Source organism: Sphingobacterium chuzhouense, assembly GCF_014692525.1.
Taxonomy (GTDB): domain Bacteria; phylum Bacteroidota; class Bacteroidia; order Sphingobacteriales; family Sphingobacteriaceae; genus Sphingobacterium; species Sphingobacterium chuzhouense.
The window spans coordinates 574,048-597,908 of sequence record NZ_JACNYL010000003.1 but is presented as its reverse complement, the minus strand read 5'-3'; the positions used below and the strand labels follow the sequence as shown (position 1 = coordinate 597,908).

Genomic DNA, 23,861 nt, shown 5'->3' with positions numbered 1-23,861 from the left:
ATGATGAAAAAGTTAATATATATATTCTTGGTTCTTCCCTTCCTCACAAGTTGTGGTGATTTTCTAGATCCGGATCCGCGTGACCGCCTAAGCGACCGCATGTTTTGGGAAGATGAAACGTCAACGGATTTATATCTGAATTCCTTGTATACCTATCTTCCTTCTTATGGGAACTTTGGGGAATCACAATTCAATAGCGGTTTGCTCACTGAAGGGATGACCAGTATGCTTAAATATGGTTCATATTCTGCAGGAAGAGGAAATGCGAATACAATTGTTTTTAATCCATTTTTTGTAACAGCTGACCAATCGCAAGGATTAGTAATATGGACAGAATCGTATACACGTATACGACGGGTTAATGAATTTATGGCCGGTATCAGACAATATGCCGAGTATCCCGATGACGTAAAGAATCGATACGAAGCACAGGCACGTTTTTTTAGAGCCTTTTTGTACTATCAATTGTTGTTGCGGACAAACACCGTTATTTTATATGAGGATCTACCGGAATCTAACAATAAACCCTTAAGTTCTACAGCAGCATGTTGGGACTTTGTGGAGCAGGATTTGGCGTTTGCGATAGAACATTTACCCGTGCAGTGGAGTTCTGACCAGACGGGGCGTATTACAAAAGGAGCCGCTTTGGCGATGATGTCACGTGCGATGCTCGTAGCAGAGCGATGGGAAAAAGTTCGGGAAGCAGCCAATGAAGTAATTAACTTAACTGATAACGGAGCGAAAATATACGAATTGAATAGCAGCTACCAGGCTGCTTTCCAATCTTATTTTTCAGGAAATAAAGAATCCATTCTGGAATTTCGATACCAATTGCCACAACCAACACATACATTCGACAGAAAATTTGCACCCGGAGGTGATTGGGCGAATAATGGAGGAGACGCCAGTCCTACACAGGAAATGGTCGAAGAATATGAATTGGCAACTGGCGGTAAGCCGGACTGGTCAGCTTGGCATGGTAGGACGACAGAAACCCCTCCCTATGAACTATTGGAACCTCGTTTTCATGCATCCGTATTATATAATGGCGCTGACTGGAAAGGAAGAAAGATTGAAAGTTTTGAAGGTGGACGAGATGGTTATGTGGATTATGGTTTCCAGCCCAATACCTTTGGAAAAACCACCACAGGCTACTACCTCCGAAAATATTTAGACGAGAGTATTTCCGATATTTCTACAACCCGTAGTGCTCAGCCTTGGATCGAAATCAGATTAGCAGAAGTATATCTTAACCTTGCAGAAGCCTGTTACAATTTAGGGGAAACGAATATGGCAAATAATGCGCTGAAAACAATTAGAGATCGGGTAGACCTACCATACAACGATAACACCGGCGATGAACTATTTCATGCTATTCGACAAGAGAGAAAAGTAGAACTTGCATTTGAAGGTTTTCATTACTGGGATTTGCGCAGGTGGCGAGTGGCGCATGAAGAATTGAACGATGTCCGTTTCCATGGTTTGAAGATAACGAAGGCTGGAGAGGTGTTTACCTACGAATATGTGGACGTAGACAAACAGAACCGTAAGTTTCCGGAGAGGTTTTACAACTTTCCGATTCCCATTGCGGAGATTGCAAATAATACGGCTGTAAGCCAAATCAGCTTATGGTAAATAAAACCGATATGAAGATGAAACAATTTATGCAAATGAAAAAAACAATATCCATACTGTTTTTAATGATGACAACTATCTTATGGAGCTGTGAAAAGCCGGATGATAACATATCTGCCCCACGCTACGGCCTTGCGGGCGTTGCAGCACAATTTGCGGATGAATCGATCTCAACAGAACAATTTACATCGACGCAGGAACCACCCTATGGTGATACTATCCGTATACAGTTTCCCAAATATTATCCACGAAATTCAATGCAACCTATAGATATTACAAGGATGCGCATTACCGCTACCTTACCGGTGAATGTAATCATTAACCCTAAACTCACGGTGATGGATTTAACGAAGGAAAATATTATCGAGGTGGTAAACAACGATGGAACAATAGACAAACATATTATTATAGGAGAAATTTTGCCATGATAGCCAATTTAAAATATATATCAGCACTGATTATCGCTCTTTTACTGACAGCACTTACCTCTTGTAAAGAGGATAAAGGGATTACGAATTATTACCATCGGGTAGATCCTGTAGTCAGTCTTGTTGCAAAAATTGATGGTTCTAATCGGGAGTTTACGGTCGTAGACGAAAGTTTGAAAACAAATGATATCTTAATTGATCTACCTTATTATTTTCCAGAGGAGTCGGAAGATGAAATTGATGTATCCCGTATGCAATTAGATATCATATTCCACGAAGAAGTGAATGTACTTTCAGAGATTCCCACAATAGTGGATTTAACAGCACCATTTGTGATCAAAATCAAAAATGCTGATGGTAAAGAGGAAGATGTTCATATCATTGCTGATATTAAAAAGAATAATCGTGCGCAGATTTTAAGTTTTGCACTGCCCTCGATCGGACTAAACGGAACGGTTGTCGAATCGGTACGTATGATCGGAATCAACCGGAGTAACCATGATCTTGCCAATATTGTACCGCAGATTACTATATCTGGAGGGGCAACAATATCGCCCAATCCCAATGAACCGCAAAATTTTCACGAACGTGTATCCTATACCGTTACGGCCCAAGATGGTACGGAGCGGGTGTATACCGTAGAAGACTTAGCCAGTATCAACAACTTTGATATTACAAAAGGCGTAAATATCGCTTCTTGGTTATCAACTCCGAAGTATGATGGACCGCAACGGGAAGCGTTTTTTAAAGAAGCAGATGTAGCTTTATTAGCTGATTTAGGATTTGACCATATCCGTTTATGTATTGACGAGGTTCATTTGTGGGACGAGACCGGCAATAAAATCAGAGCATATGGTTTTGATTTATTGCACAATGCTATCAATTGGTCTATAAAGTATAACATGCGCGTATTGGTCGATATGCATATTACCCGCAATCACCGGTTCACCAATACCGAAAATACATTATTTACCGACCCGGATGAACCCGCTAAATTTGTGAAACTTTGGGAGGATCTTTCGGACGAGCTTAAAAACTATCCAAATTCTCTAGTTGCTTATGAATTGCTTAATGAACCTGTTTCTGGGAATGCTGAAAACTGGAATAGGGTGTCTGCATTAGCTATTAATGCCATTCGGGCAAGAGAAGCGGATCGGACAATTGTAGTTGGCGTATGTACAGCAAATGGATCTCTTAGACAAGAACAGCTTACGATACCTTCCAATCATCATATACTATTAACAGATCACTTCTATGGGCCATATTTATTAACCGCCTACGGATTACAGTCGACGACGGGGGGAAGACAGGATATCCCAATACAATATCCGGGACAGTTGGTTCCAACTGAATGGATAAGCGAATTACCTGCTAATTGGCAATCTACTGGAGCTCGGTTTTATGATAGAAATACGCTTGAGACCAGCCTTCAAAAAAGTTTTGATATGGCTAAAAGATTGAGCGCCCCGTTGTTTATAGGTGAGTTTGGTACTATGAATACGACTCCCGAACCCAGCCGGTCGAATTGGTATCGTGATGTTGTATTTATATTGAATAAACATAACGTTCCTTATACTTCTTTTGATTACAAAGGAGCGGGTTATAGCGTAGTTAACGAGAATATGACCATTCGCTATCCTGATATTGTCGATATATTGCTTGGTAAGTAACCCTATCAATACAAGATAGTAAAGAGAGGCGGCCTCGTATCTGTGATTACACAGATAGCGAGCTGTCTCTTTTTCTTTTTTCCATATAAATTTTCTTTTTTATATTTTAGGTTTGTATATTCGTGTACGTACCCACTATGAAAAACAAACTTATAAACGAATGATGATATCATATATTTTTATACGGAATCAAATACACATGACTATGAGAAGAAAAATCTATTTAACATGTATTTTGTTGTTTTTTGCTCTAGCGAAGATAGGATTTGCTGCGGGGGAGACAGCGAAACTCAGATGGACGCCGGAGTCCATACAACAAAGATTAAAAGGAAGGGTTGTGAATGACTTGGGACAACCCATTTCTGGCGTTACAGTGTCTGCAAAAGACGGCAGATCCTTAGGCGTAACAAATCAGGAGGGAATATTTGAGATTGCCGGTGTAAATATTGGTGATACACTTTCTTTTTCTTATATCGGGTACGTACCAAATGAGATGCTAATCTCAAATTTTGAAACACTTCAAGTGGTGATGACGTCTCAGCAAGGCAATATTGACGAAGTGGTGGTGGTCGGATATGGAACACAACGTCGTTCAGAAATGACAGGGTCTATATCTTCCGTGAAATCTTCGGACTTGGAAAAGGTGGCTGCACCATCATTTACCAGCGCGATACAAGGAAAAGTGCCTGGCGTAACCATTAACCAGACGACAGGAGCACCAGGTGGGGCGAGTTCTGTACGCATCAGAGGGGTCGGTACAACAGGAGGAAACCAGCCGCTATATGTCATCGATGGGTTTCCGGTCGGAGGATCGAATATAGCCATTAACGGGAGTACAGACAATATTGACGGTATGTCGATTGTCAACCCCAATGATATTGAATCAATCGAGATATTAAAAGATGCGGCAGCTGCTTCTATCTACGGAGCCCGCGCTGCGAATGGTGTGATCCTCATCACCACTAAAAGAGGAAAAGAAGGTGTGACTTCAGCAGATCTACATGCTTATACTGGTTTCCAAAACTTATGGAGACAGCCTAAATTTCTAAATGCGGAGCAGTTTGCCACATTGGCAAACGAGCTATACCAAAACTCTAACATGGCAACCAATCCCGAATGGGAAAACCCAAGTAGCTTCGGGCAAGGAACAAACTGGATAGATGAAGTATTCCGTACAGCGCCCATGTATAATGTTGACTTGTCGCTGACGGGTGGAAACCAAAAAATAAGAAATGCCTTGTCACTAGGGTATAGAGACCAACAAGGTACTTTAATGGAAACGTGGAATAAACGTTATACCGGACGTGCCAATGTAGACCTTACAGCAACAGATAGACTGAACTTCGGTGGTAGCTTGGCTTTTTCTTATATACAGGGTAAGGGACAACGGAATGAAGATTTTAGGCTAGGTATTTTCAACCTTGCACAGCAGTTTTATCCGACTCTGGGACGAGAGGATGTTGTCAGCGGCTCATCTGCATTTTACTCGACACAAGGTGACAACCCCTATTTGAGAGCGAAGTCGATGGAAAACTATTTGAACAATCTCCGCCTCTATGGAAATGCCTTTGGCGAATTTGAGATCATGGAAGGCCTGAAATTCAAAAGTAGTATTGGTTTAGATTTCCTGTCTAATCGGGGAACGACTTGGGAACCCAAAGTACAACGTGGTTTTTATAGTAACCCTCAGGCGGTGTTGAGCGAAAGACAGGAGCAGGGGCTCAACTGGTTGATTGAAAATACGCTGAGTTATAATAAGACGTTTGACAGGCATAATCTTTCTCTCATTGTCGGACAAACGGCACAAAAGAATACAAATGATTGGATTTCGATTACAGCACGTGAATTTCAAAATGAAACCATCCGTGTAATCAATACGAGTTCTGAGTCGGAACGAAGAGGGACAGGTACAGGTTCGATGTATACCTTAGCTTCTTACCTGGGAAGGGCAAACTATTCATTTGATAACAAATACCTGTTTTCGGCAAGTATCCGTCGTGACGGTTCATCTAATTTCGGACCCTCTTACAAATGGGGGAATTTCCCCTCGATATCCGCCGGTTGGAATATTTCTGAAGAGTCCTTTTTTAATGCTGACGGAGCAATCAATAGCTTGAAAGTGCGTGCCAGTTGGGGACAGTTAGGAAATGATGCTATCGGCGCATTTGGTTATTCTAGCACATTTGGTTTAGGCCGTGTGGCTGATAACTATATTCTCGGAACAGACCAACGTCTGATTACGGGAGCAGGTATGATACGTCCGGGTAATTCGGATCTGAAGTGGGAAACGAGCGAGCAGTGGAACTTCGGTGTAGACGCAACATTTTTGAACGGAGGAGGGTACTTGACCGCCGAGTACTATGTTAAAGATACACGAGATATGTTGGTAAGTTTGCCCGTTTCGTTAGAAGCAGGATTTGAATCAGCACCTTCCGTGAATGGCGGTCGAATCAGAAATTCAGGTTTCGAATTGCTAGTGGGCTATGGTGGAGGAAATGAATTTCAATATGATGTCAGTGTCAATCTTTCGACATTGAAAAATGAAGTACTCTCATTAGGTGCCGGAAATCCGATCAGCGGACCCGTTGTCGGGTTTACGAGCATGAATAGTTCTTATACCGAAGTCGGACTGCCAATTGGATATTTTAGGGGCTACGTTGTAGAAGGAATCTACCAATCTGATGAGGAGGTTGATAAGACATTTCAACCGAATGCCTCTGCTGGAGATTTTAAGTTCAGGGATGTCAACGGCGATAATGTGCTTTCAGACGAAGACCGGGTTATGTTAGGCTCTCCTTGGCCAAAACTTACTTATGGTATGAATATAGACCTGTCTTATAAGAATTTTGATTTAAACCTCATGTTTCAAGGAGTTTCAGGCAATGATATCTTCCATGTCAATAAATTCAGTACATATCCAATCAAATATTTTGGTGGAAGTGGTGTTATTAATGCTTCTGCGGATGTATTGGACAGATGGACGTCGGAAAATGGCGGAAATACCGTACCTATTTTGAAATATACGGATTTAAATGGCAATTACGCCAACCTATCGTCATTCTATATCGAAGATGGTTCCTATTTACGTCTTCGGAATTTCACGTTGGGATATACATTGCCACAAGGATTATTTGAGAATACAAACATGCTCAAACGGTTGCGGGTGTATACGTCGATACAGAATTTGTTCACGTTTACAAAATATTCGGGTTTTGATCCCGAAATTGGAGATACGAATCCATTGGCGAGTGGTGTAGACAATGGCGTATATCCTATGCCCAGAACGTATATGTTTGGCGTGAAAGTAGGTTTTTAATTTGTTAAAATAATGATCATGAAATATATACATAACACTTTTTTATTTTTCACTACACTGCTATGCTTAGCATGTAGCGATGATTTTTTGTCCTTGTCACCAAAGGATACACTGATTGAAGATGAGTTTTTTCTGAATATATCCGATGCGGAAGCTGCGTTGACAGGTGTTTATGCCACGCTTCAAAAAGAGGAAGCTTTTTCTAACGTGCGGGATGCCGCCGATATTGAATGGGCCATATCGGGTGATATGTACGAGATGGATGGAAGTGCAAATCGGATCGAATTGCATTCCTTGGCATTACCATCTACAAATACAATTCTTAGGGATGTTTATTCCGCCGCGTATCAAGGGATAAGTAGAGCTAACGTAGTCATCGCAAAAGTTGTCGGGATGGAAGAAGGCGAAGAGGAAACAAAAAATCAAATTATCGCGCAGGCCAAATTTATTCGGGCATTGTTCTACTATCGGTTGGTAACATATTTCGGTGGTGTACCATTGATTACTGAGCCTTTAGATGCTAATTCCGATTTGCAGATACCTCGTGCTACAGCAGAAGCGGTATGGCAGCAAATAGAAAATGATCTAAACGAGGCGAAAGATTTGTTACCGACTACATGGACGGGAAATGATGTAGGAAGGGTTACTTCAGGAGCTTGCAAGGCTTTATTGAATAAAGCTTATTTGTGGCAGGAAAAGTTTGATGATGTAATTGCCATTTCAGAATCGCTTTTTGAAGAAGAAGTATATACATTATTGCCGGATTACCGTTCCATTTTTATGGAAGAAAATGAGAATAATGCGGAGATATTGTTTTCTACTCAATTTAGGGAAGGCGTGGACGCTGAAGGAAACAATCTTGTGAAACGTACAGCACCTAGAGGTGCGCCTGCTGAGTTTACAGGTGGTGCTGCATGGAGTAACTTTGTGCCGCAACAGCATTGGGTAGATGCACATGAAAAAGACGGTTCTGGAAGAATCATCGACAAAAGATATTGGGCCGCAATTATTGGTCCGGGTGAACGTCATCAGGATATGTCAGCTTTTATGATGCCCGATAATGTGCCGGCTGGCTGGTCACATTCTGGATATATTATGACCAAATATTGGCAAAAACCGACGCTGAATAATTCTGGCGTCAATGCACCAGTGATTCGGTTTGCCGAAATATTGCTAAACTATGCCGAAGCTTTGAATGAAAGAGACCGCACAGAAGAATCTATAGTTCAGGTGAATAAGGTCAGAGATAGGGCAGGTCTGGCTGACTTACCTCTTACTTTATCAAAAACAGAAACTTTAGATGCGATTTTTAAAGAGCGAAGGATGGAATTTATATGGGAGCCGACGGGAGGATTTTCCGATCTGAATCGGAGAGGACGGTTTCTTGACTTTATTGAAGCAGAACGTCCTAATTTTCCGAGCTTAAACGTAAATCAAAAACCATGGTTGCAGACACAGCCGATATTATTCCCTATTCCTAGAGATGCTTGGGATAGAAACAAAGCATTAGAGCAAAATCCACATTACACTTTTTAAAAGGTAATGTGATTTAACGTTTCCGTTTTTTCGAGAAAAAGGGAAACGTTTTTTATTTTTACTATCCCGACGACATTGTCGTTCTACATTCATTCAAAGTTTGATAATGTAGTTCCTATTTCTTATTTTTGGATAGTACTGACCCGAAGCGATTATAAATATCCACGCATGATAAGTGTTTTGACAGAAACGCAGATAAAGATACTATTTGAGCAATATTATATCCCGCTCGTGGAATTTTCGTGGCATATTGTAAAATGTCAAGACGTTGCGTTGGATATCGTTCAAGATACTTTTGTGAAAATATTGGAAAAGAAGGAAGAACTTCCCTCCCACGAAAAAGCGATCAAAAGTTACCTTTATTCCTCCGTCCGGAATACGGCTTTAAATTACCTCAGGCACCAGAAAGTTCAGCATGAATATTATCGAATCCATCCGTTGAACGAGATAGATGATGCCCGTATTTTAGATGCTATGATTTACGCGGAAACCATCCATAACCTGTATAAAGCTATCGAATCCCTTCCTAAATCCTGTCAAGAAGTATGTAAGCTGACCTGGTTGGAAGGTAAATCAAACAGTGAAGCCGCGGAGCTATGTGGTGTCTCCATAAATACGATAAAAACGCAGAAAAAACGCTCGGTGGAACTTCTTCGGCATAGGCTCGCTCCAGTCTTTTCCGCATTGAAAAATTTTATTTTAATCTTTTTTTAACCATTTTTTCATCCTTTTTTCATTCATAGGTGTCTTAGTATTATATCACAAAGGAGAGTGATGGTATAAAGATAGAAACCGGCACATGAAAGAACCTATAGATGAAGAATATGTAAAGGCTGCTGAACTTGTTTCCAAGTATATACGCGGTGATATTTCTGCGGCAGAGTACAACGAACTGATGGATATGCTAAAAAAATATCCAACGCTGCATTCCTGGATAGATAACCAAAACCTTCCTTTAAAAGACATTAGTAAAAGGCTTACAGACTATCAAACAATTGATATCGAAAAAGATTGGCAATCTGTTCTTAAAAAACACCATCTTGATTCGGAGAGAAAACCGAAGTATCGAATATGGTGGGCAGTTGCAGCCTCTGTAATCGCTGTCTGTGTAGTAGGAGGAAGTTTTCTCCTGAAAAATAAAGAGGAAGACAGCCTAGCAGAAAAAAAACAGGAGATTACCGAGATTGTTCCGGGAAGAACGGTAGCAACGTTGACCTTGTCAGATGGTACGACAACATTGCTCGAAGAGCAGGAGCATCGAACCCTCGTCGATGGCGACATCACCTTAGCTCTCTCTGGTTCGACGTTAGATTATCAAATAGCAAAAGATGCTACTCCACAGCAACACAAATTGCAGGTGCCTCTGGGAGGAACTTACCATATTCGATTGGCTGATGGAACTAATGTCTGGTTAAATGCCGATTCTGAATTAGAGTTTCCTTCGTCCTTTATCGGAGATGAACGGAAAGTAAAAGTACGTGGTGAAGCTTATTTTGAAGTTGCGAGAGACGCAACAAAACCATTTAAAGTGCTTGTAGGAAAAACAGAAGTGGAAGCCTTGGGTACGGCGTTTAATATCAATACTCATCTCTATAAAGAAGAAATTAAAACGATCTTAACGGAGGGTAAAATTAAAGTCAGTACACCGGCTGACTATAAAATTATCGAACCTGGTTATGCAGCCATAAGTGGAAAGGAAGGTATCAAAGTAGGAAAAGCAGATGTTGAAGAAGCATTGGCATGGAAAGAGGGATACTTCTATTTTGATAGTAAGCGATTGAAAGAAGTACTGTCTGATGTCGCTCGTTGGTATAACTTGGAATTGGATGTCACCGTACCTCTTGCTGATAAGCGGTATATAGGAGGGATGAAGAAAAGTGAATCTATTGAAGCTGTGTGTGCTGTATTGAGCGACTTGACTTCGTATCGGATTACGGTGCAAGGCAAGAAGCTCGTTGTCAAATAATAGCGTGTTAAACCAAAATTAATATTATTATGAATGCAAAAGAGCGATGAAATCAAAGAAGAAAAGTCTATAAACTGAGGGTACGCCTATACCCCCAGTAAAGAAGACTAAGGCTATTTCAACTGTGTTAATTGTTTTATTTATAAACCTTAATCTATAACAAAGGTATGCATAATATCCGTATGAGACAACGGTGGCGAGACCGTTGTATCTACCTGTCTAAAAAAACTATCCGCACCATGAAGCTTACAATTACTTTCATGTTAATTGCTACGTTAAATGCTATGTCGACTGGGCTTGCACAAACGGTAACGTTGCGTTTAAAAAATACGTCGTTGGAAGCTGCTTTCTCTTCCATCAGGCAACAGACCGGTTACCGGTTTATCTATCCCGAGGGAGCATTGCTAAATACCAAGAAGGTGAGTTTGGACGTACAAAATGTTCCGCTAAAAGATGTAATGGATAAACTCGTGGAAAACCAGCCTCTAAGGTATCAACTGCATGATGGTACCATTGTGCTGAAAACGTTGCCTAGTGCTATCGTAGAAAAGAAAGTTATAGCGGCAGTACAACAAGTGCTACGCGGTGTAGTAAAGGATAATGTCGGGGAACGGCTTTCCAGTGTCACCATTCGAAATTTAACATCAGGAGGGGTAACATCAAGTGATCAAGATGGAAACTTTGAACTCCAAGGGGTTAATCTCCAAGACAAACTTCTTTTTTCGTTAATAGGACATGCACCACATACACTGGTTATAATGAATTTCGAACCTAAAGATATTCAGCTTTCGATAGAAGATCAGCATATTGATGACGTAGTGGTTGTGGGCTATGGTGTGCAAAAAAGGAGAAACGTGGTGGGATCAATCAGCCAGATTGACGGCGAAGAGTTACAGAAGACTGCGCCCATGAACTTAACCAATGCGCTAGGAGGTCGTTTACCCGGTTTGAGCACCTTACAACAATCCGGTCGGCCAGGCTCTGACAACGCCACTTTAAGAATAAGAGGGGTCAGCACCTATGCTAGTGGAGCTCAAGCACCGTTGATTGTGATCGATGGGGTAGAGAGACCCTCTTTTTCCTATTTGGATCCTTCCGAAATTGAAAGTATATCCATTTTAAAAGATGCGGTGTCAACCGCAGTATATGGGTTACAGGCAACGAATGGTATCATCTTGATCACCACAAAAAAGGGAAGAGTGGATGATACACGGATCAGCTATGAGGGATCTTTCCAAATAGGACAGAATACCCGATTTCCTAAATTTTTAAATGCAATAGACTATATGCTATGGTACAATAAAGGAACGGATATGGATAATGATTACCACTTGCATCAGAACAGTGATCCCGTTCCATATGTATATGGACCAAAACTAATACGTTCTATAGCTGACGGGACGAATACGAATCCGCTTTTTGGACAAACCGATTGGGTAGGCGAGTTGTTAGCTAATAATAGCAAGTCACATCATCATGCTGTTTCGATTTCGGGCGGGAATGATAAAGCACGCTATTTTTCATCTCTATCGCATTTAGATCAAGGGGGAGTCATCCAAAATACCAACTTTAAAAGATACAATGTGCGCACCAATGTTTCCTCAAAATTAACGAACCTTCTTTCGGGAGATTTGAATTTGTCATACCGGGCAGAGATTGGCAAAACTCCTGGATTGTCACCAGATAACACATCTTACTTAAACCCGTTTTATCAAGCAGCGATGATGTTGCCCAATCTTCCAAAATATGCAGAGAATGGTGTGTATACAGCTCATCAAAGTTCTCCGGGCTGGGTAAATCCCCTTGCTTCGGTGGAAAATTCAGGTTATCAACATCGGAATAACTTTGTTTTCCAGGGAGATATCAATCTCAAATTTTCTGTACCTGGTGTAGACGGTCTTGATTTACAATTGCTAACGGCTTTTGATAAAACGAGTTTGGAGGCGAAGACTTGGTTACAGCCTTATCAATTGATGGGGAGGGCACGGGAACAGCGGACCGGTGATTTTGTTGAACTGCATACCGTACCGGGAATTTCTAGAACGTCATTAACACAGTCGCATAGTCAAAATAGCCGTATTACATTCAGACCATATATCAATTATTCGAGAACATTTGGATTACATGACATTACGGTTTTAGGGCTGTATGAATGGTCAAAATATCAGTCAAGTGTATTGTCCGGGGGAGCAAGAAATTTTCCGTTGGATGGACTTCATGAAATTGATTTTGGTAGTACAGCGCTGGAAGATTTGGTTGCTCCTGGCGGTTCTAGTTCCCTAACAGCGCGTGCCGGGTACGTAGCTCGTTTAAATTATGCTTATGATAGCAAGTATCTTCTGGAAGTCGCTTCCCGATGGGATGCATCGGTCAATTTTGCCAAACATAATCGTTGGCAAATGTTTCCTGGATTCGGGGTTGGTTGGGTGATTTCGAACGAAGGGTTTTTTAAGGAAAGGATTTCTTTTGTTGATTTCTTCAAGTTGAAATACTCTGTCGGTAAAACCGGGAATGATCGGGTAGTCAGTGCCTTTCCCTATTTACAAACCTATGTTTTATCGGATGATCCAGTGTATGCTATTGGTGGTACTCCCGTTCCATCTCTTTCCACAAGTGCCCCACCTAATTTAGAACTTCTTTGGGAGACGAGTACTACACATAATATTGGATTTGAGTCACAGTGGCTCGACAATAAGCTAGGATTCGATATTGAGTTTTTCCATCGCTTCACAGTCGACATTATCAATCCTGCATCTGGTATCTATCCACCAACAATGGGAGGTTTTTTTCCATCGTCAGTCAACGATGGTGAAATGTTGAATCGTGGAGTAGATATCCAATTTCGCTATAACAATGAGGTTAATGATTTTCGCTATTCCTTGACAGGGAATTTTAACTGGGCAAGAAATAAGATTATTAAACGACAGGAAAGTGAGAATCTTCCAGCGTGGCAGCGGACGGTAGGTCGTCCATACGGACAAAAGCTCGGTTTTGTCGTGGATGGTATTTATCAGACGTGGGAAGAAACTCAAGATGCTGTTTCTCCCTCAGGTGGTATTGTGGCTCCGGGCTTCTTCAAATATAGAGATTTGAACAACGATGGCCGGATTACTCGGGCTGACGATATGACATTTATCGGAAGAAGCAATATGCCCGAAATCATGTATGGGTTAAATATCGACTTACAATACAAGGGCTTTGATTTCTCTACATTACTTCAGGGTGCCGCACTGTCTAGTGTATTGTTATCAGGTACATACGAGGGCTCTTCGGGTACAAACGGGATCGATGCATATACGGTTATGTCGAGAGCATTTTATCAAAATGGGAATTCTCCGTATTTCCTAGTAGAAAATTCGTGGACACCGGAAAACCCCAACGCCGAATTTCCTAGGCTAACGGCGGGAAAGGCATCGTTGGGAACACATAATTCACACTCTAATTCAGGCTTCCTAAGAAATGGTACATATTTACGTGTGAAATCGGCTCAACTTGGTTATACACTGCCGTCAGCTGCCGTAGAAAAGATGAAGTTGAACAATGTTCGGTTGCATTTTACGGCATCCAATCTCTTTACGTGGGATCATCTGAAATATTTTGACCCCGAAATGCCTAATGTGAACAATGGATTTTATCCACAACAAAAACTATTCTCTTTTGGTGCTTCAATAACATTTAAATAAGAAGGAATTATGAGAAAAAATGTAATAAACTATATACTGTCTTTACTGATTTTGATGAGTGCCTGTTCTATAGATATTACACCGACAGATCGGTATACCGAAGAAGTAATATGGGATAGCGAAAATAGTATAGACCTATATGTAAATGGGCTTTATACCGAGTTTAGAACGTTTGAGTTTGGTCGTTTTCCCATAGGATATGATAACGCCACAGACGGGTTAACAGATATTATGAAGTACACATCTCAAGCTTCAGGCAACGGTACGGTGAATATCCTTGCATCGGATGCATCCAGGTATACGGCATCTACCCCGGGGATTACATACTGGGCGAGTGCATACACACGGATACGGCGGATAAATGAATTTATTTATGGACTGCAAAATTATTCCAATACATCTGAAGAGCAAAAATTAGCTTTTGAAGCTGAAGCAAGATTCATCCGTGGTTATGTATATTTTTGGTTGGCAAGAATTAACGGAAGCTTTGTCATTATTGATGATCTGGAGGGTCATACTTCACTTACAAATGATCGGTCATCTGAAGACGAATGTTATAACTTTATCGCGGAAGATTTTGCGTTTGCAGCTCAGCACCTCCCCGAAACCAGATTGGCGTCTGCAACCGGTAGAGCGACTAAAGGAGCTGCTTTGTCGTTATTGGCTAGAACATGGCTATATGCTGCGTCGATTGCGGAGTTTGATAGAAATCAGTATAATAATGATCCAAAAACCGGTATCCCAAACGAGAAAGCGAAAACTTATTATGAAAACGCGATTGTTGCTGCGGAGGCCGTAGTAGCATTAGCAAACCAAGGAGTATATGACTTGGAAAGTAACTTTGCGGAAATATTTACAAAATCAAATAATAAAGAATCCATTTTTCGGATCGATTACGTTACGCAATTCATTACTCATCAATATGACTTTGGTTTTGTGCCACCTGGTGATGCACCCGGGCAAGCTATGGTATATGGAGTGCCGACTGCAGAATTGGTGGATGCTTTTGAAATGGCTGATGGAAGTAAGTTTAACTGGGCAAATGGCATGCACGCAGCAAACCCGTACGAAAATAGGGAATCGCGCTTCTATGCTACCATTCTCTATAATGGTGCTACATGGAAAGGCAGAACACTCAATACGACTGATGGAGGAGGAGAGGATGGTTTTGTGCAGATAGGTACGATATCTGAACCCCGGAAAACCGTTACTGGATATTATGCAAAAAAATTATTGGATCCGGGAAATACCAGTTTTATACAAAACAGGAGCACACAAAGCTGGCATGAAATAAGGTATGCGGAGGTGTTGCTTATTCTCAGCGAAGCTCAGATCTTATCGGAGAAGTTGACCGAGGGAAGAACGACATTAAATATACTCCGTAACAAACGAGGTCTACCGAATGTGACAGCTAATACAAGGGAGCAGCTTTTTGAAGCTATACAGCACGAACGCATGGTGGAGCTGGCTTTTGAAGGTCATCGTTATTGGGATTTGCGAAGATGGCGTTTGGCACATGTTAAGCTTAATAATATACGTTTTACCGGACATAAAATAAATAATCTGGGAAGTGGATATATGTATGAAAAAGTTGTTTGTGACACACGTGACAGGGAATTTATAGGACAAATGTACTATCTCCCTATCCCATTGGCGGAGATCCAACGAAACACGGCGATAACCCAAATTCAAGGTTGGTAAAATTAAAATATGATGAAAAGAAAGATATATATACTATTGTTTTCTCTAGTCTCCTTACTGTCTTGTGATAAGAAAGTAGAAGTTGAAAGAGGAACAGGGAATGAGTTGTCTGACATTTTTGCTAACATCGAAGGTTCCGGGCCGGATAGGCTATTTGAACCACGATATAGTAATGACACGATTTATTTTGATATTCCTTATTATTATCCAGTAGATAGTGATTTTGAAACCGATTTGTCCAAAATCATCCTGCGTGCGTCCATCCCCTCCGATGCCTTCGTATCTATGAAATTTGGAGATCCGATAGATTTGAGAAGACCTTTAAACTTCAGCGTGATATCCGGTGTCGGTGTCGAAAAGAAATATATTATCAATGCAAAAAAAGTGGGCGATACACACATTCTAGATGCAAAAATAAGTTTCGAGCAAGATGGTATTGTTCAAACAGTAGAAGCTGTTCTTGTAAACGATGAGCTTAGGTTTTTTATTGATCCCGAGATAGACATGTCCAAAACAATAATTACGTTTAGTATCAATAGACATGCCTCTTCGTCAATAAAATCAGGGACTACGTTAAACTTAAATGAGAATCAATTAATCACCGTGTCTGCACCGGGAGACGTACATAAAACATATACAATTAGGGTAATGGAACCGGTTAAATTGCCTTATGGTTTTGGTGTAAATAGACCGATGTGGTTAAAATTGGGAGCAGATTTAGGTTTTACCGGAGCCAATGAAACCGCTATTGCCATAAGTGGAGATTATCTGGTAGTAACCAAAACAGGTACTGTGGGAAATTCTCAATATAGGGTTTTCGACCGTTTTACAGGTGAATATATTCGGGATATGTATATGCCGTTTACAGCGGGCAGTGGTGCGTTCAGTCAATCAAACCAGCTAGTTGCAGATGCAAAAGGCAATCTGTTATCTATTAACAGAGCCGCTTATGGGCAAACTATCCATATATACAAATACGATGATCCGTTTGACGAAAACCCAGAATTATTAATCAATACAACAAATGTAAATGACTTATTGCCTACTACCGCAGATCGTAGTACGGGTCGACGACTTAACATTGCCGGAGATTTAAATGGAAATGCCGTAATAACGACATCCGCTTCTGTCACGAAGTCGTTTTATTGTTGGGAAATTAAAAATGGCATGTTGACCTCGAAGATTCCAACTCTTATCACTATTGAAGGAACGACAGGTAACCATCATGGCTATGTGCCTGAGGTACAGTATATCAATCCAATCATAACGTCAAATTATCTATTGGGATACCAAAGTGATTTTTCGTATATCAATGGAACAACAAATAAACAGATAAATGCTGTGAGCCTTTCAAATAGAGGTAATACAACATTTATGAATGCGTTGGCGATAGGAACGTTTAATCACGCGACCTATGCATTTTTAGGCAGATATTTTTCCAATTATGATTTAAATAGGATGGGATTGTCAATGTTTGATATTACCGATCCGCAAATGTTGAGCATAGAAACGTCCTCTTCGCAATATCCGTCTTTTAATGTATTCAATTCCGAAACATTAATTTCTACTGTAGCCACAAGCGGTACAGGTGATATTGCAATAGGCTATTCTGACGACGGTGATCGGATGCAGGTTTATATGTTGCACACCGGATACGGTATCTGGGCACATGAATTTACAGTTTATTCAGCTAATTAATAATGCAATGAAGAAAAAAATGATAACTACAGCAACTACATCACTTACAATGGTATTATTCGTGATTTTAAATGGATTTTTTCAAAGTTGTGAAAAAGTAACCCAAACACAGCTTCCACCTATTGAAGATGAAGAGATAGAAAACTGGACTCCCGGACTTCAGGATGCGTTTGTCTGGGTGGATGCTGCTGCGAATGTTTTCCAAGGTCCCGGTAGATTTAGAGATAAAAATGATATCAAATTGGTTCTAGACAGCCTAAAGATTGTCGGCGTCAATGGTTTGATTATTGACGTGAAGCATAATAGTGGTTTCACCTTATATGAATCAGCATACACTTCTAAATTATCGTCATTGAACGGGCATAATGCTTTACCAGATTATGTAGACTTTATGATAAGTGAAGCCAGAGAACGGGAAATGAAAATATATTTCTCTATGAACACCTTTGTTTATGGAAATACAAGCTCTGCAACAGGATATATTTATGAAAATCCGACATTCAAACAATATGAGTCTGTAGTAGTAAATACATCTAATCAGCGTGTTCCCATCTCTACTACAGGGAGAAACTCTTTTTTGAATCCGGCCATTCCCGAAGTGCAGGATTTATCGATTAATATTATTAAAGAAGCCGCTACTAAATATCAACCCGATGGCATTATATTGGATTATTGTCGGTATGCAGGAATTTATGCGGATTTTTCTGATTTCAGTAAACAGTTATTTGTTGAGTTTTTAGAAGAAAAATACAATGATAACCAAGCTAAGCATATGGACTTCCCTAACGACATAGTGAGTTCTTGGACAGTTTCTGGGAATAGCGTTGAGCCTAATGCTACGGGAAAGTATTACAAAAAATGGCTTTATTTCAGGGCTATGGTACTGCGGGACTTCTTTGCCAAGACAAGAGTAGAGCTAAAATCGGTGGCGCCAGATGTTGAATTAGGAGCCTATTCGGGCGCTTGGTATAGCACTTACTATAAAGAAGGAAACAATTACGCAAGTGAGACTTACGATCCATTTAATGATGAGGAGTTGACATTTTCTTTTGCTATTCCAGGCTATCAGGAAACTGGATATGCAGAACAACTTGATTTGTTTTTTTCAGGAAACTATTCAAAACAACTATATTTAGCTGATAATCCTGCCACAGTAAACTTGAAATATCATTGGTGGAGTGTCGAAGGTACGATGAACGGTATTGAATACATCACAAGGAATAAGGTGCCCGTATATTCAAGTATAGATGTGGGTAACGTAACTTACGATTCGGAGGAAGATATTAGCAAGGCTATTCACTACATGTATAATCGATCGAACGGGGGAGTGATGATTTTTGACGTCTGTCACGTGACTGTACCTCAGTATAATTCGTTCAAAAAAGGACTTTGGGATGCAGTGAAAAATGGTCTGATGGTGGATTAATATAATACGATATAGTATAAAAAAGCAGGACTATCACTGATCATAGTCCCGCTTTTTTTCTTTAAATACCTCTGTTATCATCGGTAAATAGCTTCTATTCGCCTCTTTATTTGGAATTATGGAATAAAATTTTGATATTAGTCTTGACAGTCAGACTTTTATAAAAGACGGTATACAGATGCCGCGGAAGCAGCGGCTTATAAACCTCATATCATGATTCTAATATCACCAATTTCATAATAAACCATGAAGCTATTTATTTTTATGTTGGAAAAACGCAAGGCGTTTCTTCATATCTTTTTTTGTTCACTCTATTTTGTTGCTTTATTTGTACTTAACTGGCGGCTCGATGGGATAGCCCCAATGATAGCGGTGACTTTGCTGATTACTGGAGCAGCAGGCATTAGTATTGCCTATGTTATGCGCTATATCCTTATACTGTGGTTTACGCGGCAGTGGAAGCACAGCCTGCTATTGCTTACTGCCAATTTCTTGCTTATGGGATTAGCAGGTTATATTGTTTTCCACGGTTTTGAAAGCCGACTGTCCAATGAAGTCGTAGGTTCTACCATAGAACGACCATGGCGTGAATACATACGTTTTTACATAAGCTGGTACGCGGTATTTGCCAAATATGGTGTTCTTTTTTTCTTATTGGAAGGTGGGATTTTCTCAGCGTTGGATGGTATACTCTCCCGATATTGGCCTAATTACGTCCCAAACCCGGAGAGACGTGGCGATATCTATTCGAATGAATTGGAAGTCGGGAAACGAAACAAACTCGTTGGCCATTTTCTGAACAACCTGATGAGTCGGGTATACAGCCAGCTTATGTCTAGGAAGAGGATGAAAACTAAGCAAGTCATACATCTGGCGAGTCTTGTCGACTATGGTCAGCTAACCTATCATCGGTCTCCGCAACAGTTGGTGCCATTGCAGAAGGAGCTTGTTGCAGTTCGACATTTTCTGGCAATGGAAGAAGCATGTGACGATATCCACTTGACCGTCCGAGGTGATATACACTCGGCAGAAGTACCGTCCATGTTGTTGCCCAGTATCGCCAAGAACATAGTAAAACACGGTGCTATAACAAAAAAAGGAAAAGCCCGAATGGACGTATGGATCGAAGGTTCTTCCTTATATATTACCAGTGAAAACAAACTGGCAGATACCCCCAATTGGCAACAACCGGGTGGAGGGTATGGTTTGAAACATATTCGGTGTTTGTTAAAAGAGCTTTTCGGTAAGAGAGCTACCTTCTGGACGGGAATAATGGATGAACACTTTCGTCTATATATAAAGATAGATAAAGTAAAAAGGAGCGGAGATGAATAAAAAACTAAAACTCGTGCTGGTAGACGATGAACCGGAATTTATCGATTATGTTAGGGAGATAATCAAGCTGATACCCGACTTACGGTTGAAAAAAGCAACCACGAATCCGATCGAGGCATTGACCTATCTGCTGAAGAAACGTGTGGACATCCTGCTGCTTGACATAGACATGCCGCTGCTGAATGGATTCCAGTTGATGAATCAGATACAGCACCTGATCAACCCCTGTGATCCGTCGGTGCCTCCTCTGTTTGTTGTTTTATGTTCGGGTTATACGAACAATCCGGAGGATTGTTTTAAATCCCAGGCAGCTGACTATATTCAAAAACCATTGACCCTCGAAAAGCTGATCGAGACCAAGATAGCTATCCAACAGAAGATATCGAAGTTATCCGTTAAGGAAAGTCATCGCAAGGATAAAGAAACTTTCTCTGAAAAGGATCTTGTGACGGTAAAGGAGGCGGAAGATATGTTGCAGGTGAGCCGCTGGAAAATAACAAAGATGCGCGATAATGGCGAACTGACCACCTTGGAAAAGGATGGGCAGATACGTCTGCTAAGGACGGAGGTAGAAGAAGAGAAAGTCAACTATAGCGTGCGAAAAGGTAAGATTTGAGACAGGACTCGGCTGTTCCGTGCTTTCGGGACATCCCGGATCCATCAGCTTCTACATTGGATAGATCTCCTACGGTATGGTAGCTGCCCGTTCCTGTCCGTAAGCTCCGAGGTTCTACCCTGAAGGAATTTACTTCCATGTGGAAGTATTATATTACTGTCTCGTTATTTCCTACTACCCTGCCGGGTAGTATACTTCTGTACCGAAGCTAATAGCCTCTGTGCCGCTATAGCTTACGTCTGTCTCAGATAAATCCACTTTTGCCCCGGAATATTCCTGCACAGTTTGGAAACAGTTTACATCTTTCCGGAAGAAAAGCAACTTCTACCACGCATTTCCCAAATGTTTTCCGGAAGTAGTTTACTTCCGCGTAGAAGTATAATATCCCTGTTCTACAGTTTGCAGGTTACTCCCCGAAATAGTTGGCTTCCACAGCGAAGTCTTATATGGCTATCCTGAAGTTTCCAGACCTTCTTCCTAATCCGTCTAATTCGCTTCCGAAAATGTATACTACCGTACTGTAGTAAATTGCTTTTTGTCCCGGAGCGATATACTTTTATCTCGAAGTAGGTTATTCCTATCGTGAAGTAACCAAGATATATCCACAACCACCTACTTCTGCCTCCAAAAGACGTGTTTCCGCGTTGCAGTAAATTGCTTCTGCGTGGAAGTAATTTACTACAGCGCAGAAGCTAACGGTTTCTATATGGTAGTAATCGTTGTCTGGTAGAGAATTTCCTGTTTTGGATCGATCGGATGCCTTATGCGCGGATAATATCCTCGTGTGTTTTTGTAAGATACTGTATGTTCTTGTTGTTTGTTGTACGGCGTTGCGTGTTTTCTCTTCTAGGCATTTTTTCCCAACCATATTTGGGCATGCAACATAAAAAAAGGCTTCCTAGAGGACCACCAATAAAAGTACGAAAAATGATGGTGACCAGATATGACTGCTTCCTTCGTGAGCTGGGCAGCATGTTTGAAGAATTAAGCACTAATATAAATATAAATAACAGAAAAAATGAGAAAAGCAACAGTATATATAGCGTATGAGAAATGGGGAGACCATTCCTTATCAACACTCGCCGGACGCACGTTAACATCTATGACGGACAATGCTAACTTTCCGGACCCCCGTCCCGATATAGATGAATATTCGCGGCTGGTAAACGACTATCGGGAGAAACATGAAATAGCGAGCAACGGCGGCAGCCGTTTTCAAAAGGAAGCACGGGACAACGCGAAGATCGTATTAGCCGGAGCCATGAAGGAGCTGGCGTTTTATGTGAACAGGATAGCAAATGGTAACCGGGAGATGTTGGCAAGTTCGGGCTTTGAGTTGGTTCCGGATCCAAGATCGTCCAAGGTTCCGGGTATCCCAGGTAATGCTCGCCTACTGGACGGGAATGTAAGTGGAGAGATGCGATTTGTCTTCAATGCCCTGCGTGCAGCTTGGGAATATGAGTATTGCTATGCAACGCGTTTGGGGGAGGACGGTACGCCGGAATGGGAAGATATCTTGCTTACGACAGATTCTCGCTTGAACTATATCCAGAATCTAACACCCGGTGAACGTGTCTATGCACGCGTGCGCGCACGCAACGGTAAGGGAACTGGTGATTGGAGTGAAGCGGTATCCCTGATTGCTAGATAGTAATAAGTTATGGGTAGCATGGAAATACGCGTAAAACTTAGCAGACAGGGAAAGAATACTACCCTGTCTGAACTTTATATCAACGATGAATTTATTTGCTATGTGTTAGAGGATTCGATCCGGGATGAGAAGATTCCAGGTAGCACCGCCATTCCGGCGGGTCGCTATAAACTCGAGTACAATCGGTATGGTGCCATGAATGGTCGCTATCAGCGCTGGTATCCAAAATTCCACAAGGGCATGATCGAACTGAAAGGAATTCCGAACTTCTCTTATGTCTATATCCACAAAGGAAATACCCATGCAAATACGGCGGGTTGCCTACTGGTCGGTAACACCATGCGATATGACAAGAACTTTGGTGATTATGAAGTTCATCAATCTCAAAAGGCCTATAAAACCGTCTACAAACGGTTGAGTGCCTTGATGGAAAAAGGAGAGGTATTTATTAAAGTCAGGTATTAATAGGATTAATACCAACTATCTCAACAAACAGAAAAAATGAAAACAATAATTAAGAAAATCAGCCAGGCGGTACAGGTCGTATTGCTTGCACCGATAAAATTGCCCGAAAAGGCATTAAGCCTACTAAAGTATATCGCTGTTGGGCTCGGGATCATGGAGAAGGTATTGGATGGGGAAGAGGATGATCTGACAAAAACAGAAAGAAAGGAGGGAAGTGATGCGGATAATGAGTAATGTGCAATTCGGTACGCTCGGCGGTACAATCTGTTCAGTATGGAACAGTTTCGACTGGGGAAATATGGTGCATACGGCTGCGGTAGCAGCAATAGGTGCAACAGTTAGCTATCTGGTCAGCCGCCTGCTGGATGGTGGTCGACGAAGACGTTGATTAGAACGTAACGATTGAATTATACCATACCCCGGGAAGAGGAAATCTTCTCGGGGATAGTGTTTTTTTGCCGAATCCTAAACAATACCAGAGGTTAGTTTCTTAAAATCGATTATTAGATCCAACATTGTCGTAAATAAAAAGCAATTTTTTTTTGTTTTTAAAATATATTCATTATTATTGTTTCAAACTAACATGTTTATGTTCAATTGCGGTAACGTAACCGTAAAATTTGTGAACCGAAAATATCAATAATAAAAAGTTGGCGATTCCATGAATCGCGGAAAAAAAAGAGAGAGATTTCATATAAGGTTAATTTCATAACTTTTTGAAGAATGAATATTAAA

Annotated in this window: 19 protein-coding genes; 17 read left to right on the top strand and 2 right to left on the bottom strand. The window is 41.0% G+C overall.

Annotated features, from left to right (window positions below):
- The 13 genes from H8B21_RS14595 (at nt 1) to H8B21_RS14535 (ending at nt 21,010) form a co-directional block, all read left to right on the top strand.
- Nucleotides 1-1,635: a RagB/SusD family nutrient uptake outer membrane protein gene (locus tag H8B21_RS14595; RefSeq protein ID WP_190314491.1), complete on the top strand. Its 1,635-nt coding sequence runs from the start codon at nt 1-3 to the stop codon at nt 1,633-1,635.
- Between the two features lie 35 nt (nt 1,636-1,670).
- Nucleotides 1,671-2,063, top strand: a complete 393-nt coding sequence (locus H8B21_RS14590; protein ID WP_190314490.1) for a DUF5018 domain-containing protein — start codon at nt 1,671-1,673, stop codon at nt 2,061-2,063.
- Nucleotides 2,060-3,733 (top strand): DUF5018 domain-containing protein, encoded by a 1,674-nt coding sequence (locus H8B21_RS14585; RefSeq protein ID WP_190314489.1) that lies wholly within the window; start codon nt 2,060-2,062, stop codon nt 3,731-3,733. Before H8B21_RS14590 ends, H8B21_RS14585 begins: the two co-directional genes overlap by 4 nt.
- 205 nt (nt 3,734-3,938) lie before the next feature.
- Entirely contained in the window at nt 3,939-7,049 is a 3,111-nt protein-coding gene (locus H8B21_RS14580) for a SusC/RagA family TonB-linked outer membrane protein (protein ID WP_190314488.1), read from the top strand.
- A gap of 18 nt (nt 7,050-7,067) precedes the next feature.
- A complete protein-coding gene (locus H8B21_RS14575; RefSeq protein WP_190314487.1) occupies nt 7,068-8,585 on the top strand; it encodes a RagB/SusD family nutrient uptake outer membrane protein in 1,518 nt (505 codons plus the stop codon).
- Nucleotides 8,586-8,753: 168 nt separating this feature from the next.
- Nucleotides 8,754-9,299 carry an RNA polymerase sigma-70 factor gene (locus H8B21_RS14570; protein WP_190314486.1) on the top strand — a complete coding sequence of 182 codons (546 nt, stop codon included), beginning with the start codon at nt 8,754-8,756 and terminating at the stop codon, nt 9,297-9,299.
- 85 nt (nt 9,300-9,384) lie between these two features.
- Nucleotides 9,385-10,551, top strand: coding sequence for a FecR family protein (locus H8B21_RS14565; RefSeq protein WP_190314485.1), 1,167 nt, complete (start codon nt 9,385-9,387; stop codon nt 10,549-10,551).
- A gap of 239 nt (nt 10,552-10,790) precedes the next feature.
- Nucleotides 10,791-14,234 carry a TonB-dependent receptor gene (locus H8B21_RS14560; RefSeq protein WP_190314484.1) on the top strand — a complete coding sequence of 1,148 codons (3,444 nt, stop codon included), beginning with the start codon at nt 10,791-10,793 and terminating at the stop codon, nt 14,232-14,234.
- A 9-nt stretch (nt 14,235-14,243) separates the two neighbouring features.
- The gene (locus H8B21_RS14555) at nt 14,244-15,935 is read left to right on the top strand and encodes a RagB/SusD family nutrient uptake outer membrane protein (protein ID WP_190314483.1); all 1,692 of its coding nucleotides are present in this window, start codon (nt 14,244-14,246) and stop codon (nt 15,933-15,935) included.
- 9 nt (nt 15,936-15,944) lie between these two features.
- The gene (locus tag H8B21_RS14550) at nt 15,945-17,633 is read left to right on the top strand and encodes a DUF5018 domain-containing protein (protein ID WP_190314482.1); all 1,689 of its coding nucleotides are present in this window, start codon (nt 15,945-15,947) and stop codon (nt 17,631-17,633) included.
- A gap of 19 nt (nt 17,634-17,652) precedes the next feature.
- Nucleotides 17,653-19,059 carry an alpha amylase family protein gene (locus H8B21_RS14545; protein ID WP_190314481.1) on the top strand — a complete coding sequence of 469 codons (1,407 nt, stop codon included), beginning with the start codon at nt 17,653-17,655 and terminating at the stop codon, nt 19,057-19,059.
- A gap of 246 nt (nt 19,060-19,305) precedes the next feature.
- Nucleotides 19,306-20,394, top strand: coding sequence for a LytS family sensor histidine kinase (locus H8B21_RS14540; protein WP_190314480.1), 1,089 nt, complete (start codon nt 19,306-19,308; stop codon nt 20,392-20,394).
- Complete coding sequence (locus H8B21_RS14535; protein WP_190314479.1) at nt 20,387-21,010, top strand: response regulator; 624 nt, start codon at nt 20,387-20,389, stop codon at nt 21,008-21,010. The genes H8B21_RS14540 and H8B21_RS14535 overlap by 8 nt, the downstream gene beginning before the upstream one ends.
- On the opposite strand, the gene H8B21_RS14530 is transcribed toward H8B21_RS14535, so the two are convergent.
- Together H8B21_RS14530 and H8B21_RS14525 are read right to left on the bottom strand one after the other, a co-directional pair.
- Nucleotides 20,979-21,149, bottom strand: a complete 171-nt coding sequence (locus H8B21_RS14530; RefSeq protein WP_190314478.1) for a hypothetical protein — start codon at nt 21,147-21,149, stop codon at nt 20,979-20,981. The genes H8B21_RS14535 and H8B21_RS14530 overlap by 32 nt on opposite strands.
- 438 nt (nt 21,150-21,587) lie before the next feature.
- Complete coding sequence (locus tag H8B21_RS14525) at nt 21,588-21,878, bottom strand: hypothetical protein (RefSeq protein WP_190314477.1); 291 nt, start codon at nt 21,876-21,878, stop codon at nt 21,588-21,590.
- 150 nt (nt 21,879-22,028) lie between these two features.
- Here H8B21_RS14525 and H8B21_RS14520 point away from each other — a divergent pair, with 150 nt between their 5' ends.
- The 4 genes from H8B21_RS14520 to H8B21_RS14505 are packed head-to-tail and all read left to right on the top strand — an operon-like array spanning nt 22,029 to nt 23,514.
- Entirely contained in the window at nt 22,029-22,661 is a 633-nt protein-coding gene (locus H8B21_RS14520; protein WP_190314476.1) for a fibronectin type III domain-containing protein, read from the top strand.
- Between the two features lie 18 nt (nt 22,662-22,679).
- Nucleotides 22,680-23,126 carry a DUF5675 family protein gene (locus tag H8B21_RS14515; protein ID WP_190314475.1) on the top strand — a complete coding sequence of 149 codons (447 nt, stop codon included), beginning with the start codon at nt 22,680-22,682 and terminating at the stop codon, nt 23,124-23,126.
- Nucleotides 23,127-23,162: 36 nt separating this feature from the next.
- Nucleotides 23,163-23,360: a hypothetical protein gene (locus H8B21_RS14510; RefSeq protein ID WP_190314474.1), complete on the top strand. Its 198-nt coding sequence runs from the start codon at nt 23,163-23,165 to the stop codon at nt 23,358-23,360.
- Nucleotides 23,353-23,514, top strand: a complete 162-nt coding sequence (locus H8B21_RS14505) for a hypothetical protein (protein ID WP_190314473.1) — start codon at nt 23,353-23,355, stop codon at nt 23,512-23,514. The genes H8B21_RS14510 and H8B21_RS14505 overlap by 8 nt, the downstream gene beginning before the upstream one ends.
- The last annotated feature ends 347 nt before the right edge of the window (nt 23,515-23,861 follow it).